Genomic DNA, 15,500 nt, shown 5'->3' with positions numbered 1-15,500 from the left:
ATAAGTTTCGCCAAAGCTTCGGATCGGCTTGCCGATAGTGGCCATCTGTTCGGTCATTATGGCCTTCTGCGTCTCCAGCTCTTTGATCTTCCGCTCGTATGCCACCACCACGGAATCGCTGCTCGCTTCGACGATCCGCTCTAGGAGTTGATCGACCTTGCGGCTGGTGGCTGCAATTTCCTTTTGTAGCGCCGCCGACTGCTCACGAGCGCCATTGGCTTTCCTACCCCAAACGTCGCGCAACATCTTCAGCGCAAGATTGAACAGCCCCTCGGATGGCCGGAGGTTGGTCAGCAGCTTCTCAAAGTCCCCTTCAATCTCTTCCCGTGGGATCGACTTTCTCGATAAGGGGCAGCCGCGTGTGTCGCAGAGATAGTAGGCGTAAGATGAACTGCGGCCCTTCGACCAGCAGGACGTGAGCGCTTGGCCACAATCGGCACAGAGCACGAAGCCGCGCAGCGGGAAGTCTTCGCGAAAGTCCTTCCGCACCGGAGCCTTGGCCATGTCTTTGTGGCGGTTCTGAACGCTCTGCCAGGTCTCAAGCGAGACAAGAGGCTCATGCTTCGCGGGGATTAAATGAAGACCCCATTGCTCGTGCGTGATGTGGGCCGCGTAAACTGGCCGGGCAAACAGCTCGTTGATACGCTCTTGATGCACTTCGCCGCGCTTGTCCTTCGGCCATGCGGGCTGCGCTTCAAGAAAGCGCTTCACCTCGACGATGGTCTCGAAGCGACCGGATGCATATCCATTGAATGCGTCCGCGACTATTGTAGCGAACGGCTCGTTCCTCACTAGGAATTTGCCGTGACCTGTCCGGTTTTCCATGCGGTAGCCAATCGGGGCCTTGGCAACCCAATAGCCCCCCATCGCACGAGCGCGCATTCTGTTTCTCGTCTGCTCGGCATTCTTGCCGCGCTGGTGTTGCGCAACCTCGACCATGAGCCCTTCATGGAAGTCGGAATCGGCATCCGTGCCAAACGTAATGGATGGCGATGCCAAGCTACTACCAAGTGCGATGATGCTGTCCCGCAAAGGCCAGTAGGCGCGACGCTCCCTGCCAAGTCGCGAAATATCGTCAATGATGACGATCATCTTCTCGCGCTTGTGTTTTTTCAGGAACACCAGCAACGCGTCCATGCCGCGCCTGCTGACGACGGCCCCTGTGATGTCGTCGTAAAATACCTCGGCCACTTCCCAATTTTTGTAGCCTGCGTATTCACGGCAACGTGTCTCTTGAGACGATAGACCGTGGCCCTGGGTAACTTGTTTTGGCGAGCTAACGCGAGCGTAGATTACGCATTTCTGTTGGGGTTGAATCGTCATTCATGCTCCTTCTTCCGCCGACCTGCGGCAGGCGAAGCGAATGCGCTGGACAGGCGGATGTCATCGGTTTCGGGTTTACCCAATCCTACCACGACATCGCTGCCGATCTCACCACCCGCGTGAAATCCATTCACATGCTGGACTGGATCGTCGCCAAAGGCGCGATCAACGAAGTTGCTCATTATTAGATGAAGCGCAGAAACCATCTCGATCTTTGCCGACAACGGCATGTCGAGATGGGCGATGAACTGCAGATAATGACCCAGCTCGCTTGATGCGGTCGCTTCATCAAAATGCGTATTTGTTACGTCCATTCCTCGCCATCCTTTCTGGTGTTCAAAGCCTCCGTTCCGTCAAAAGTTGTTTGACCGGAACAGAACAATACAAGAACATGGCTCAGTTAACAAGAATAAATTCCTATCGCACCCCAGACTTTTTATAATTGTGTCCTCTAGCCGATAGTGGAGCCATCCGTTTAGCTAGGCTCTCTTATTTGCGTTCCTGAGTCGAACGCCGAGGGTTACGGAATCCGTTCAGTTGAGCACGATAAAGCTACCGCCATTCCCGCCAGACGGCTCGGTGAAGATTTTTGGCTTCTTCTCCACACAGGAGGGGCGGCGATTTCTTCGCTACTGCTACGGAAAATACCTCGCACTTCTTAGAGGCAGGAAAGGCCGCGCCGCCTTCAGTCATGGCAAGGTTGGAGTCATCGTTGCTGACAACGAGCGGGAAGAGACAAAGACTGCTCAGGCTCTCCGTCGGTGGCTCGAAGACACGCAGGCGGACCTATGGCAGGGCGACATAGTGAAAAGCACTCGGGTCGCGGAGCGGCTTGAAGCGCTTCTGGCATCTGAGGATGAAATCCGGGCCATGATGAGCGAGCGCGCGTCGTATATCCGGACGCTCGATTTCGCCGGATCGCTTTCGACGTTCTTCTATGGCGGGGAGTCAGTCGCAAGCCGCGAATTAACGCGGCAGCGGCTGATGCCGTTTTCTGGCCTGTTCTCAATCTGGACGCTGTTCCATGGGCACGACCGCTACGAAGCGTACTACTATCAAAGCGAGACCTTCGTCCGCGCCGTCCTGCACGATGAACTGCCAACGATGACGGTTCAGGAGTTTTTCCTCGAAAACGGTGTGCGACGGCACCAACGCTCGGGCGTGCAGTTCGTCAGTGAGACCGGAACCATTTTCCGCTATCTGGTCAGCAACGCCGATCCGTCATTCCGATGGAGCGAAACGCTGACCGCTGTGGAAATCGATCCTTCGGTTAAGCACATGTATCCGTTCGCCCAGCGCTACCTTGTTGAGCCCACATCGATCAGCATAGCCGCGCTGGACCACTCCAAGGCGCAGCGGTCAACGATGGTTTGGGGGTTCGGCGAGCAGAGCAATCGCGACATCCTTTTGATCCCCGCCGGAGAGAGTCAGAAGGCAGCCGTCGTCGCCGCGTCGAGTGGAAGTCAATGGGACGTTCCGCTTTAGCGACGGTGAAGAGTCTTCCGAGACCATTGCCAAGGGGGCGGCGCGAACCTTGTGAGGACGGTCAGATATAGGGAAAATAAGTCAGTTTGGAGAAGTGCAAGATGTGCGGTGTAGTACCGCGATCTTGGCAAGGGGGCCGCTGCGCGCCCCCGTTGCATCCCCCAGGCCGTGGCACAAATTCGGCATCGAGCCTCTTTGCGCCATTGAAACGTCCGCCGTTTCATCGCGCTTAGGGTGGTGCGTTCCTGCCCCTCCCCAAGACCCCATCCAGACCATCGTTATCGCCGCTGGACCTGCGACCTAGAGCGTTTGCCGCCCTGGACCTGCACCAAAATTTCGCCCTTGGAAGCGACCAAAAGGGAGCCCTAGACGCTCCCCTTGGAACCCCATCTAGTCAAGGGGTATCCGCTGCCCCCTGACAACCCTGCGGCGGCGTTTGCAGCTCTCCTAGCGCCAGCCTTCCGGTTCCGTAAATCCCAGACCCGGTGGAGCTAAGTTGGGGACGCCTTCGCCGAAATTCTTCCAAGATTCCGGCCTTTGTGATAGGCTTGGGGTAGAACAGCGAGGAACCGTGTCGAACGCGAAGCAAATCATAGCAATGTTGAAAAGTCGTGCCGAAGGGGACGACGACTTGTTCTTTTCTATCGCGTTGCAGGTTGCCGCTTCCGAAGCCCGCCAAGGGCACAAACAGACGGCTGACGAAATGCGCACCGAGATCGACCGCGCTCGCGCCTTGCGGTCACGCGGCGCGTCCGTGCCGATTGCCTTCGGAACACCTCGCGGCAATCTTGAAGGTCTGCTTGAGCTGCGCGAGCCGCGCTACAAGCTCAAGGACGTTGTACTCAATTCCCGCTTGGTCGACCGCATGGCCGACGTTGTTCGCCAGCAGCGCAAGCGCGACTGGCTCCGCGAGCATGGCAAAGTGCCAGCACGCCGTGTGCTTTTTGTCGGTCCGCCGGGTTCCGGCAAAACAATGTCAGCCGAAGCCTTTGCGGGTGAGCTTAATCTTCCTCTTTACGTCATCCGGCTAGAAGGTCTCATAACCAAATTCATGGGCGAAACCGCCGCCAAACTACGATTGGTATTTGACGAAACGGCGAAGCGTCGCGGCGTTTATCTTTTTGACGAATTTGATGCTGTCGGCGGACAGCGAACATCGACCAATGATGTCGCGGAGATGCGCCGCGTGCTAAACTCGTTCCTCCAGTTTATGGAAGAAGACAACGCCACTGACAGCTTGATTGTCTGTGCCACCAATCACCCGTCGTTGTTGGATCGTGCTCTTTTGCGACGTTACGATCAGGTCTTGGAGTTCAAGTCGCCCACACAGGATGATGTGAAAGATATTATCACTGCGAACCTGAAGCCGATGAAGGCTCAACGGTTGGTGTGGAAGAAAATATTTGAGGCCGCTGAAAATCTCAGCCAGTCTGAGCTTGTTCGTGCCGCCGACGACGCGGTTAAGTCCGCCATTCTCGAAGAGCGGAACACAGTCTCAACCGACGACCTATTGTCTCGTCTCCAAGAGCGCCGTGACATGAGAGTCGCCTTTCTCGACGACCCCGTGTCCTAATCTGAATGGCGACCCGCTTCGATCTCCCGCATATCGATATATCGGCGCGGATCACCTCTAGCGAATATGCTGGTCAGGGCAGCGGGGGTTCGAGCACCCCGCGTATCCGCGCGGAGCATGGTGCGAGGCTTGCCAACGAGCTGTCGACAGCACTGATCGCCGCAGACGTCTCTAGAATAGCTGACGAACGATTAGAGCCTGTGGCTGGCAGCTATATCGAGGTGCAACTGCGCCGGGGCAGCAACCCCGACATCCTCGAACGCAAAACGAGCGGAATAACACCGAGGGCCGTCAAAGATGATGACACCGGGCGGACAGTTGCGCTCTTTGTACCCGACCACGCCCGCGTCGCCCTGTCAGCTATTATCGAAGACTATCGGGCGGGGCCGCTAACCGAAGGCGGACAGCCGCGCCAGAAAGCAACTGTCGAGGCAATTGAGAATTTTAGGCGGGCACGGCTAGAGACCCTATGGACCGACGATCCGGCAGCATTGCCCGATGACCCACAGCACCAAATGTGGTGGTCCGTTTGGGTTGCACCGGGCGATGAAGCCAGTCTTGAGGATGTTTGTCGTCGATTAAACCTAAGGCCCGCAAACAAGGATCGAAGGCTTTATTTCCCCGAGGCCACCGTTGTGCCCGTTGTCGCGACTAGGGCCGCGATTGAATTGATGATGTTCGCAACTGGCATCATCGCAGAATTGCGCCGCGCGACGGATACGCCCGTCTTTTTCATCGATGATGTGCGGGATACACAGCACGAATGGAACGATGATCTTGCCGCACGCATAACCTGGCCAGGCACCGATGTGCCAGCCGTTTGCCTCTTGGATACCGGTGTGAACAGGGGGCATGCCCTTCTTGAACCCGCGCTTTCGACAGGGGATCAACACGCAATCGAATTGCCGTGGGGCGTCGATGACCACCATGACCATGGCACGAACATGGCTGGAATGGTCCTGCATGGCGACCTGACAGCTCAGCTGTCCGACACCTCCCAGCGCATTTTGACCCACAGGCTGGAGTCGGTAAAGCTTCTTCCGCCGCGAGGCTTCGCGGCAAACGATCCGCATTCTTACGGTGTGCTTACACAAGCAGCGGTCGCCCTGCCAGAGATTGCGCAACCAGATCGAACCCGCATCTATTGCATGGCCGTGACCAATGAAAATGTCTCGGGCGCACAGGCCTCAACCTGGAGCGCTGCAATCGACCAGGCAGCGTCGGGAACGATGATTGGTGACGAAGACGATGCGCCGCGCCGCCTGTTCGTGCTATCCGCCGGGAATAGCGATGCTGTGATGACCATGGCGCAGTGGCCGGGACAAGATGCCTATCCTGCGGAAGATCCGAGCCAGGCTTGGAATGCCCTCACGGTCGGAGGCTACACCGATCTTGTGACCGTCACCGACGTTGGCTATCAGGACTGGACTCCGATGGCCTCCATCGGGACTTTAAGTCCACATACCCGAACATCGGTCGGTTGGCGTGGACGGGCGCCTTTCAAGCCGGAACTGGTGTTGGAAGCGGGCAACCGCGCCGTCAGTCCGAGCCGCAATGATTTGACCACGCTCGATTCACTATCCTTGCTGACCACCGGACGCGATGTCGGCGGGCGGCCACTCGTTTCGTTTAATGCTACAAGCGCAGCAGCAGCCCAGGCCGCCCGGATGGCCGCCCAGCTCGCAGCGGCTCACCCGGATTATTGGCCAGAGATGATCCGGGCGCTTATGGTGCATAGCGGCGAATACACTGGCGCAATGCGGGCGGCATTAGATGCAGCCGCTGGGCTGCGCGACCGCTATCCCGTCATTCGCCAGTTTGGCTACGGCGTTCCTGATTACGACAGGGCGAATGCCTCGGCGCGTGACCATGTAGCGCTCATTGCCCAAAGCCCAATTCAGCCATTCAGGTTGCAGGGCGGACGGAAATTCAATGAATGCCATTACTACCAACTGCCGCTTCCCAACGACACATTGGAACAGCTCGGCAATGAGGAAGTCTCCCTTAAGGTCACTCTGTCGTACTTCATTCAGCCCAACCCAGGATTCTCCGCAAACGTCGATCCTCAACGCTATCAATCATTCGGCTTGCGGTTCGATCTGCGCAGAAAAGGGGAATCGCTCGATAATTTCAAAAAGCGGGTAAACGTGTCAGAGCGCGATAACCCGAGAGCCGCCGCTACCAATCAGCCGGATGATGCTCGGTGGCTTTTAGGCCCGGACAGTATGTCCGCAGGCTCTATCCACTGTGACACCTGGCAGGGTCCCGCAATCGACTTGCTGGGGCGCGACAGGCTGTGCATTAAGCCTGTCGGCGGTTGGTGGCGTGATCGTGCCAGCCGGGACATCGTAGATCAAACGACGCGATATGCCTTGGTGGTTACGCTCAAAGCTCCGAGGGTGGACGTCGATCTCCATACCGCTGTGATGAATGTTATCGTTCCACCGATAGCGGGCGAGATTGAAATTTAGCCAGCGGGCCAAGATTGGCGCTTCAGCGTCTTCCACGTTGCGTAATCAAATTCTGCTTCTTTTGGATCAATGGGAATCTAGGCCATGTGCGATGTCCTGGAGGACGATATTGCCCGCCATCGCCGATGGAACGTCACCAAGGGGAAGATGCCTGTGAAATACCAGTGCGTCATGGGGCCTTGAATGGCATAGAGGCCCCTCCGCCCGCCTTCGCTACGGTAGGGCATAGCGTGAACGGTTCCAACACGGAGCATTTGATGCTAATATTTCATATAATTTTTCGTTGAGAGAGAGCGCTGCGTGCTTATTCGACCCCGTTTTACTGAATATTACAATGTTTATGTTCCTCAGCATGAACTGGGTTTTGCAATTCCATTTCTAAACGAGGACATCCCGCTTTATGTTGACCCGTTTTTACTTTGGCGATCTCCATCTCTCAGCGACCGAGGCCTACATCAATTTTTGCTTGCAGCGTTCAACCACCTCGGCACACTGGCAGCCAACGGCAAAGCCGAGGAAGCGATCTCGCAATTAATCATTGCATCTGAATGCGATGAAGCAGGCTTGGGAACCTCAAGCAGCCGCAAAGGAAAACGCATTGGGCGCGGAACCGCTGAGGCAATTCTCGCGCTTTTCCAGCGGTTGCCAAATCACAGAGATGGGGGATTCCGCCATATTGAGGAGATTCAACTTTTCGTCGACGGGATAAGTCGAGATCGCATTAGCGATATCACATGCTCCTTCCTCAAGAGCCACCTGATCGACTACACACATCAAGAATGCGCCCAGCTAGGAATTCCAATGACGGAGGCGGACGTCCCGGCCGTCTATAATCCAGGAAAGCGCGGCTTTGAAACGGTAAGGACGTTGATCCCAACCCATCCTGAGTCCGGACAACCCCTGCTGCTTATACCTAAGCACTGGCTAAGATTTGTTCCTTGGATCAGCTATGAGAGCTACTTCCGCGATGGCTGCCCCCAAGACGACATCGCTCATGAAGGCGAGGAACTAACTCGAACTAAGGTCCTCACCTATAACCGCGAAAATTACGGCGTTGTTGACGCTTACATTAGAGAGCGCGAGAGGACCGCGGACGACTGCCGGGTTGATCCGTTATTCACTCAAATTCCTGTCTTGTCTGCTAGACGCAAGTTCGCCGAGATTCGAAAACTCCCAACCGGAAAGAGTGAAAACGCGGACAAGAACTATGAGACGGCGATAGGCGAGCTGCTGCCGACACTTTTGTACCCACATCTCGATTTTGCGCAGGAACAGGCGCGAACAGACAGCGGCGTGAGCATCCGCGATCTCATTTTCTATAATAGCCGGAAGCACGAATTTCTGAAGCAACTGATGGACGAATACAAGTCACAGCAGATAACATTTGAGATGAAAAATGTGGCAAAGATAGAACGAGAGCATATCGACCAATTAAACCGCTATTTGCACACCGAATTGGGGAACTTCGGTGTTCTAGTGACGCGACATCCACTGAAACGCGCAGAAATGACGCGAACTGTCGAACTATGGGCTGGACAGCGCAAGGCGGTTATTACGTTGACTGACGAAGATGTTGGACAGATGGTAGAAGTCTATGACAGCAAACAGCGGCATCCGATCGATATAATGATTAGAAGTTACGTTCAGTATCGACGTTTGTGTCCAGGATAGAAAGGATTGCCAATGAAAAGTAAAGAAGACGTCGAGAAACTGGAAAAGGTAATCGGTCAACTCCAAGGCGCTCATGCGGAAATTGGATTGTTAGCCAAAAAATCTCCCAGTGACTCGCTGAATAGCTTCAAATTGAAGCTGATAAACAAGGTGCTAGTTGCGGCCAACTCAGTGCTTGGAAAAAAATATCGGCCTTTCGACGACTTTGAACAGTTCGACTCCGATGACGCCCCCACTACCAGCGATGTGACATTGATATTGGCGCAATATATGGAAGAGGTTGAGCGGTATCGGTCGGATAATGTTATTCATGATTACGGATGGTTTTATGTTGTCGGCGGTGAAACGACCGAGATACCTGCGGGTCCGCCTAGCAAAGTAGGACGGAAATGACGAATTTTAACCATCGCACAACCGCTGAAGCCGTAGAGTTATATCAGGCAACGGGTGAGGTATTTAAGGGTCTCATTCGAGAAGTTCGTGAACTATCGAAGAAGAAGCCTGACGCGATACTTAGTAAAGGAAAGGTAAAGATAATAAATCGCGCGCTCTCAGACCTATTGATCGTACTCGACAAAGAACCGGAGCGAAAGTTTCTGGACCTTCTGGATGACGAGGACCTGCCTCAGACGAGCGATGCGGTCTTGGTGATGGTTCAGTACGAATCCGCCCTTGTCGAATTCCCGAAGCGATACTTCGTGAATGTGCGGACGAAGCCAAGTGCGTATGGCGGGTGGGACCACGCAAAATACTGGCTTACAGAAAAGCTCGACCTTTCCAAATTCCCTGATCAAGGATGACTCGCGGTCACTGTGCCGGAGGCGCAGCCGTTGATTTAGAGATCAGCGATATCGCATTGAGCTTCTGTGCTCGATAGCCAGCTGTAGCGGTCGGGCTTCAGAGTCACGTTCCGCAAGTAGCCTTGTAGTTCCGGACGTTCCCAAAAGTTCGGCATATTCACTGTGAAAAACCCGTTGTCGCGCGATTCCAGCAGAGCAGACTCGCCGCCTGTCGCCGCCCGGATGTCCTCCACCTGAAGCAGTGGGCGCGACTGTTCAGACAGATTGTCGCCCGAGCCGTTGACCTGATTGCTGTTCACATTGAAGCCGCGCACCATGACCGAAGTCTTGCCAGAACGGTGCTCGATATCCAGCAGCGTGTCGTTGTCGGGCAGTCCGCGATAGAGGGTATGCGCAACGGCCTTCTTCCAGAGCCGCGCGGTTTCCTTACCGTACTTCGTTTCGATCTGCGCCGAGGCGTTCTGGAATACCCCGAGGAAGTTGATCCCGCCCTGGCGATAGAGGGTGAGGATTTCATAGAAATTGCTCACGTAAAGCTGACCCCATTCCTCCCCAACAACCAGGCCGCGCAGCGGGCCGTACGCATCGGCGAAGCGCTCGATCACGGCAGCGGTCATCGCGCCGACAAAGTTGCGGCTGGTCTCACTGCGCGCAGACCCGATGATAAAAAGCGCCGTCGCTTCGTGCTTCATATCCGCCGGATCGAAGCTGTTGCAGTCCGTTGCCGTGCGCGCCGCCGAGCCGGGCTGGAAACCTTGCAGGCGTTCCATGAGCACCGATGAATAAGCATTCCACTGGTCGCGCGATTGCGTCAGGCTGGCAATCTGGCGGCACATTCCGGCATCCTCCTGCATGCGGCCATCGCTCGCCCAGACGAGCAGATCGTCTGCGATTTCATCGCGGCCACGCCCGAAGAAGTCCCACAGGCCACCCACCGTGCAGGGCCAGCGCTCGGAAGGGTGCTGCGCCGTGATTTTGTTGTACAGGGCGCAAGCCGTTCGCCCACCCTGGCCGATCCAGCGATGCGAAGGGTTCGGGTCCATGGGGATGATGTAGCTCGCGGTATCATAGGCGACCTCCCAGACCAGATCGCTTAGCTCGGGCCGAGCGGCGACTTCCAGCAGCCGCGTGTTAAAGTTGAAGGACTCGCCCGGATAGCCATGAAGCCGCCCCGGATTGATGAAGAGCACCCGGTATCCCTGGCGTTGCAGCGTCTTCCACGACACCCAGGCAAGCTCAGCGTCCTTGACGTCCGTGATAATTTTCGAGAGGTGCCGCGTCCGTGGCGACACGAGATTGGGACCGAGGAAGCGGGCGAGCTTTCCCTTGCCTGCCTGCGCGTCGATGGCGACTGGCTCGGTGCCGTCATAGATCAGCGGCGTGCCGTTGAAGAACCCCAACTCAATGCCCCGGCGGAATGTCCGCCGAGGCGTTGGAATTGTCGCTAGCGCGGTCATAGCAATCCCGACTCTTTTAGCGCGTCGATGTCATTGAGCTTCGCATGACCGAGCGAGCCGCTCGGGTTGGCGTTCAGCATGGCGCGAAGCTGAGCGGCGGCTTGCCCCTCCGCCCGCATCCGGGCAACACGCGCCTCGGCGGCGTCGTCCCACGCAAGCCGTTGCTGCGCGTGGGATTCAAACATCCAGAAGAACTGGACGATCTCCGAGATACGCCCGAAGCTCACTTCCGGAACTCCTCATCGTCGGACCAGTCTGCGAACGTGAAGTCTTCAGGATGGGATTGAATCGTCTTTGGTGGCGCTGGCGGCATGGTAGGCGGAACGATCAAAGCCCGCGCTGCGGCCTCTGCCTCCTCCTGCTTCAGGTCGAGATAGGCGACACCGAGCGAACCGATGGCGTAACCGCCGAGGTAAATATGTATCCAGTACTGCTTCTCAATGACGAAGCCAAAAAGCGCGCACCCAAACAAGACAATCACAGGCGCGCAGGCCACGCCGATCAGGCCCGCGCCCACAAACCGCCTTGCATCTCGTGGTGTAGCGGTATTTCCCCAAAGCGTGAGCGGTTTGTTCCAGGCGAAGATGCTTAGGACGGTGAGCGCCAAAGAAAAGAAGACCGCAATCGCGTAGATCAAGACACCCATGATGATCGCACCAGCCGCGAAAATGCCTATGGCGATAGCAATTCCAGAAGTCTCGTCGTTCTTCGAGGACATGTTTTTCTCCTTTTGATCGTGCCCTAGCGTTCGAGCCGTAGCCCGATGGAAGCTTCGCGGGCGCGCGACTGCTCGGCCCCCCGCGAGAATTTGAAGAAGCGACCGACATCCTGCCGCAGCTCCAGGAGCCGTTCAGCTTGGCTGCGTCGCAGCTCTTTGAATTGGCTTTGCAGGCCCGCCCGCTGTTCGAGCTGTCCGTCAATCAGGCTTTGCCGTTCGGCGGCCTGCCGTTCGCGCGTTGCCTGCGCGTCGCGTTCATTGGCCCCGCGCACCTCCTGATATTGTCCGGTGATGCGGTGCCAGATCCCGAGCAGACCCTTCGGAAGGCGCGCGGACCGGGCAAGGCTTTCCGCATCCCATTCCTGCCGCTGTCTCGTTTCCAGCTTGCTGCGGGCTTCCCGGTGCAGCTTCGTCATCTCGGCTTTTTGCTCACCGAGCACGCCGGAGGCTTTGCGGAACTGCTGGCGCGATTCCTCGACGTGGCGGCGGATCGCCGGAGTCATTCGCTCGCCGATCAGTTTCTGGGTTTCCTCGACACCCTTGAGGTCTTTGCCATCGCCGAGGCGATCTCGGACCTCTTTCGTTTTGAGATCGAGCATGCGGGGCAGCGAATAGACCTCGCCCTGGTGATCGAGGACGACCAGGCCGCGCTTGTCGCCCTTGGCGAGGAAGAAGCCTTTCTCGGACAAAGCGCGGTCGAAGGTGGCGCGATTGTCGGAGCGCTTCCAGCAATCCTGCAAAGTGGATTTGAGCCAGCGCGGATCGATGCCCTGGCGCTTTGCCTGCTGCCATTCGGCGAGTGTGAAGTTGGTGGGATTACGCTCGCCCGTGTTCTCCAGGCCGCGCGGCATCTTCCAGCCGTGCTCTAGATACAGGTCGCGCGAGACTCCCATAAGCTTGGTCTTGAAGAACGACATCTGCTTGGCCGTCATGGTCTCGGCATCGATGCGGGACCACACGCAATGCGCATGACGGCGACCTTCCTTTTCGTGGAAGACGACAGCGCGCGGCTGGTCTTCCAGACCTAGCCGCTGTTCGATGCGGTCTATGGTTTCTTGGAAGACTTCGACAGGGATGCGCGCATTTTCTGGCGGGCTGAGCGACAGCGAAAAGAGATACTGGCGGCACTTGGTGCCGTGGCTGATCGCCTCCGCCTCCCGAAAGGCGTCTTTCAGATTGTCGGATGCGAAGCCGCGCAACTCGTGCAGGCTCACATGCTCGTTGTCATCAAGCCGCATTAAATGGACAGCCAGGTCCTGGCCACCGCCACGCTGAGAGGCCTTGAGGATCATGGCGCATTCCCCGCGTTGTGGCCGAGGGCGCGCATGAGCAGCATGCGAATCTCGCGGACCGCCTCAAGGGCCGCGCGCAGTTCGGCTTCCGTCTCGGGTGTGACGGGCAGCGTGCCGATATTCACGCCATGGGCGATCTGGTTGAGATTGCTCGAAAGGTGCGAGCGTCCCAGCAGCGCCAGTGCTTGCGCAAGCGCCTCCCTGTCCTGCATGGGGAGGACCTTCCGGCGCTTGCGCACCAGCGGCGTTGTGCCAAGAACCTTGGCTTTGATGTAAGCACCCAGCGGAGCGCCCGCAGCCTCCAAAGCTAAGCGGGCGCGGTCCTCCTCGCTCAGGCGGATGCTAAATGGTGCGGGCCGCTTATTCCGGGTCTTCCGAATGACCTGTTCAAAGCGACCTTCCACGGCCAAAATGGCCGCGCGGTCGAAATCAACTCTGAGGGACATTGCCGCCTCCCTCAAGGTGAGGGCGGAGCTGGCCGTGCTAGCGAGGTGTCCTTAAGGACTTGCTCCCATTGGGCTAGTTCTACGAATATCTGGTTCGAATGGTCGCCGGAAAGGCGCACCATTCTTTTCCTGCTATCACAACAACTTAAGCGGGTCAAACCCGCTTCGAACGTGCGAAACGGAGCGGTGATCGGCGCGCCCCGTTGAGACCCCTCCGGCCGCTTGGGGATGTCCATTTTGCCCACACATTCACTGGTTCCGATTCCGCTTGCCGGCGTCAGCGTTCTGATTGCCCTGGGACCACAATCTTCTTCTTGAACGCATCGATGGGCACAGCGATCATATCATTCTGCAAGACAAAGGGCAGTGTGATGCCAGCGCGCGGGACAATATGCGCGTATCGATTGAAAACGTGATTGAACTCTGTTTCCGGCATGTCCGGAAACACCGCGCGAAAGAAGCCAAGTTCGGGAGTGGTCAGCACATGATTTATGGCACTGATGCCTGCTCCGGAGAGGAGTGCACCATAGTTGTTCGGGATCACAATCCAGCCATTTGGTGCGCGCTGAGACTCAAGGCGCAGGGTTTCGAGCTTCTCGGTTCGCGGAATGTCGAAAATCGGGAATGCCTGTTGAAACGGGTTGAAGGCGCCGATTGAATACAATCCGGCAATGGCGGCGCCCAATACAAGCCGCTGGGGGGACGCTTGTTCAACGAGCCTGCTGTTGGAGAGGCCGCCTGCGAACACGAGAAAGAGCAGGATTGCAGTCCACTCGAACGGACTCATGAGGAGTGCCTGCTCAAAAGAAAGATCCGCCGTCTTCCAGATCACAATGTACAGGAATTTGGAAATGAGCCCTCCGCTCAGCAGGACGCCCACAAAAATGGCGGCACGGCGGCGCGAAATAACAAAATCCGATTTGGAAATCAGAACGATTGTTGAGAGAGTCAGCAGGAATCCGAAGCCCCACAGCATTCGCTCTGGCGGTACGGAACTCCATAGCAGGAAACGTCCAAAGGCGGCAGGAATCGGTAGCACCATCCAGGCAGCCATGGAAATCAGTCCCCCCGCCACTATCGACCAAGCGAGGCGATCTGCCTTCAGAACCTTCCAGACGGATGAGTGACGGGCAAAGCAGAGCAAAGTCATTGGCAGAAAGGTGCTGATGGCGGCGATCTCGCAAAAATTCTCTTTAAGGAGTGGAATGAATTGATTTTCTTTGAAAATAGGTAGGAAGAACACAGCGGTGAAGAAGGGGAAGAGATGAGCAATGAGCTTTGATGGGTCTACTCCTCCACCTGAGGAAACGCGGTGCCCGGGGTAGATGGTATCTCGCATCACGTCCACGAGATCGCCAAAGTACCAATGAAAAACGACGCCAAACAGGGCTGCGGCAATCAGGACAACCAGCCCGTTCGATATGGTGAAGACATCCCGACGAAATGCAGCAATGAGGATGCCGAGGGCAAAGGCTGCCGAAATGATAAAGGGTGGATATGCAAGACCGAAGACCCAGGCTGATCCCGTCCAGAAGAGCAGTGGCAATTTTGCGCCGGGCCTGAGATTCAGGAGCAGGATGACTGCTGGCCAAGGTGCGAAGGCAAATGTGGGGGCATTTGTTGTCCACCAGGCCTGGACGAAGGGCGAGAAGAAGAGGCAGAGCGAACCGAACGCAGCGATGACAGGTTTGGCCCCCAGCTGGGCAAGCAGAAGTGTGTAGCCCATAAGAAACGCCACCCAGAAACTGCAAAAGTAAAACGAATAGGCATAGGCCGGCGGAAGCACCCAAAACCCCCAGAGCTGGGGTTTGAAGATGAGCGACCAGTCAAGAATCGGCAGCGCGAAGAACCCCTTCAGCGACTCGTGATAGGGCGAAATCTGATTGTGGCTCGAGAAGCCACCCCGAACGGCCGTTTGCATGAGCGGAGTTAGAACCGAGATTTCATCGCTCCGAACTCCCTGCGCATTGAGGAACAAGGGCCGAACCTCTGCACCCAGGCGCTTCAGTCCCAGAGAATAGTGCGAGGGCGTAAGCGCCAGGCTCACATAAATTACGGCAAACCCGAAAGCGATCAGGATAAGGAGGCGTGTTGCGCGCTCGTCCGGATCGAGAGAGATCCGACTGCCGACAAACGATCCCAGGTCCTTTCCTCGTTGAATGAGCGTTCTGGGCAGGACCCTCATGCCCGCCCACCCAGTCAGACCGTATTCCAAGATCCCCATCCAGCTGCGATTCTAGACTGAATTACTGATCTGAAATGTC

General features: G+C 56.7%; 13 protein-coding genes and 1 pseudogene. 6 read left to right on the top strand and 8 right to left on the bottom strand.

Annotated elements, in window-relative coordinates; all coding sequences use genetic code 11:
• Positions 1 to 357 precede the first annotated feature (357 nt).
• Together ACO06F_RS13350 and ACO06F_RS13345 are read right to left on the bottom strand one after the other, a co-directional pair.
• A pseudogene (locus ACO06F_RS13350) lies at positions 358 to 1,323 on the bottom strand (recombinase family protein); the annotation flags it as partial.
• Complete coding sequence (locus ACO06F_RS13345; protein WP_421693241.1) at positions 1,320 to 1,637, bottom strand: hypothetical protein; 318 nt, start codon at positions 1,635 to 1,637, stop codon at positions 1,320 to 1,322. The gene ACO06F_RS13345 and the pseudogene ACO06F_RS13350, both read right to left, overlap by 4 nt.
• Positions 1,638 to 1,860: 223 nt before the next feature.
• On the opposite strand from ACO06F_RS13345, the gene ACO06F_RS13340 reads away from it, so the two are divergent.
• The 6 genes from ACO06F_RS13340 to ACO06F_RS13315 all read left to right on the top strand — a co-directional run bounded on the left by ACO06F_RS13340 (position 1,861) and on the right by ACO06F_RS13315 (position 9,323).
• Complete coding sequence (locus tag ACO06F_RS13340) at positions 1,861 to 2,808, top strand: hypothetical protein (RefSeq protein ID WP_421693240.1); 948 nt, start codon at positions 1,861 to 1,863, stop codon at positions 2,806 to 2,808.
• 571 nt (positions 2,809 to 3,379) lie between these two features.
• On the top strand, positions 3,380 to 4,381 hold the full coding sequence (locus ACO06F_RS13335) for an AAA family ATPase (RefSeq protein ID WP_421693239.1): 1,002 nt from the start codon (positions 3,380 to 3,382) through the stop codon (positions 4,379 to 4,381).
• Between the two features lie 5 nt (positions 4,382 to 4,386).
• Complete coding sequence (locus ACO06F_RS13330) at positions 4,387 to 6,852, top strand: S8 family peptidase (protein ID WP_421693238.1); 2,466 nt, start codon at positions 4,387 to 4,389, stop codon at positions 6,850 to 6,852.
• Between the two features lie 300 nt (positions 6,853 to 7,152).
• Entirely contained in the window at positions 7,153 to 8,523 is a 1,371-nt protein-coding gene (locus ACO06F_RS13325) for a hypothetical protein (RefSeq protein WP_421693237.1), read from the top strand.
• Positions 8,524 to 8,535: 12 nt separating this feature from the next.
• A complete protein-coding gene (locus ACO06F_RS13320) occupies positions 8,536 to 8,916 on the top strand; it encodes a hypothetical protein (RefSeq protein WP_421693236.1) in 381 nt (126 codons plus the stop codon).
• On the top strand, positions 8,913 to 9,323 hold the full coding sequence (locus ACO06F_RS13315; protein WP_421693235.1) for a hypothetical protein: 411 nt from the start codon (positions 8,913 to 8,915) through the stop codon (positions 9,321 to 9,323). Before ACO06F_RS13320 ends, ACO06F_RS13315 begins: the two co-directional genes overlap by 4 nt.
• Positions 9,324 to 9,358: 35 nt before the next feature.
• On the opposite strand, the gene ACO06F_RS13310 is transcribed toward ACO06F_RS13315, so the two are convergent.
• The 6 genes from ACO06F_RS13310 to ACO06F_RS13285 all read right to left on the bottom strand — a co-directional run bounded on the left by ACO06F_RS13310 (position 9,359) and on the right by ACO06F_RS13285 (position 15,451).
• Entirely contained in the window at positions 9,359 to 10,780 is a 1,422-nt protein-coding gene (locus ACO06F_RS13310; protein ID WP_421693234.1) for a type IV secretory system conjugative DNA transfer family protein, read from the bottom strand.
• Positions 10,777 to 11,007, bottom strand: a complete 231-nt coding sequence (locus tag ACO06F_RS13305; protein WP_421693233.1) for a hypothetical protein — start codon at positions 11,005 to 11,007, stop codon at positions 10,777 to 10,779. Before ACO06F_RS13305 ends, ACO06F_RS13310 begins: the two co-directional genes overlap by 4 nt.
• Positions 11,004 to 11,498 carry a hypothetical protein gene (locus tag ACO06F_RS13300; protein ID WP_421693232.1) on the bottom strand — a complete coding sequence of 165 codons (495 nt, stop codon included), beginning with the start codon at positions 11,496 to 11,498 and terminating at the stop codon, positions 11,004 to 11,006. The genes ACO06F_RS13305 and ACO06F_RS13300 overlap by 4 nt, the downstream gene beginning before the upstream one ends.
• A 23-nt stretch (positions 11,499 to 11,521) precedes the next feature.
• A complete protein-coding gene (locus ACO06F_RS13295) occupies positions 11,522 to 12,790 on the bottom strand; it encodes a relaxase/mobilization nuclease domain-containing protein (RefSeq protein ID WP_421693231.1) in 1,269 nt (422 codons plus the stop codon).
• Complete coding sequence (locus ACO06F_RS13290; protein ID WP_421693230.1) at positions 12,787 to 13,236, bottom strand: hypothetical protein; 450 nt, start codon at positions 13,234 to 13,236, stop codon at positions 12,787 to 12,789. The genes ACO06F_RS13295 and ACO06F_RS13290 overlap by 4 nt, the downstream gene beginning before the upstream one ends.
• Positions 13,237 to 13,513: 277 nt before the next feature.
• On the bottom strand, positions 13,514 to 15,451 hold the full coding sequence (locus ACO06F_RS13285; RefSeq protein ID WP_421693229.1) for a DUF7657 domain-containing protein: 1,938 nt from the start codon (positions 15,449 to 15,451) through the stop codon (positions 13,514 to 13,516).
• Between the last annotated feature and the right edge of the window lie 49 nt (positions 15,452 to 15,500).

Source organism: Aestuariivirga sp. (genome assembly GCF_965227715.1).
GTDB lineage: Bacteria > Pseudomonadota > Alphaproteobacteria > Rhizobiales > Aestuariivirgaceae > Aestuariivirga.
This window is presented reverse-complemented; position numbering and strand designations above follow the sequence as displayed.

Excerpts from the sequence above, each read along its gene's own strand:
- ACO06F_RS13345 (WP_421693241.1), bottom strand. The coding sequence starts at position 1,637 with ATGGACGTAACAAATACGCATTTTGATGAAGCGACCGCATCAAGCGAG.
- ACO06F_RS13330 (WP_421693238.1), top strand. The coding sequence starts at position 4,387 with ATGGCGACCCGCTTCGATCTCCCGCATATCGATATATCGGCGCGGATC.
- ACO06F_RS13320 (WP_421693236.1), top strand. The coding sequence starts at position 8,536 with ATGAAAAGTAAAGAAGACGTCGAGAAACTGGAAAAGGTAATCGGTCAA.
- ACO06F_RS13315 (WP_421693235.1), top strand. The coding sequence starts at position 8,913 with ATGACGAATTTTAACCATCGCACAACCGCTGAAGCCGTAGAGTTATAT.
- ACO06F_RS13310 (WP_421693234.1), bottom strand. The coding sequence starts at position 10,780 with ATGACCGCGCTAGCGACAATTCCAACGCCTCGGCGGACATTCCGCCGG.
- ACO06F_RS13300 (WP_421693232.1), bottom strand. The coding sequence starts at position 11,498 with ATGTCCTCGAAGAACGACGAGACTTCTGGAATTGCTATCGCCATAGGC.
- ACO06F_RS13295 (WP_421693231.1), bottom strand. The coding sequence starts at position 12,790 with ATGATCCTCAAGGCCTCTCAGCGTGGCGGTGGCCAGGACCTGGCTGTC.
- ACO06F_RS13290 (WP_421693230.1), bottom strand. The coding sequence starts at position 13,236 with ATGTCCCTCAGAGTTGATTTCGACCGCGCGGCCATTTTGGCCGTGGAA.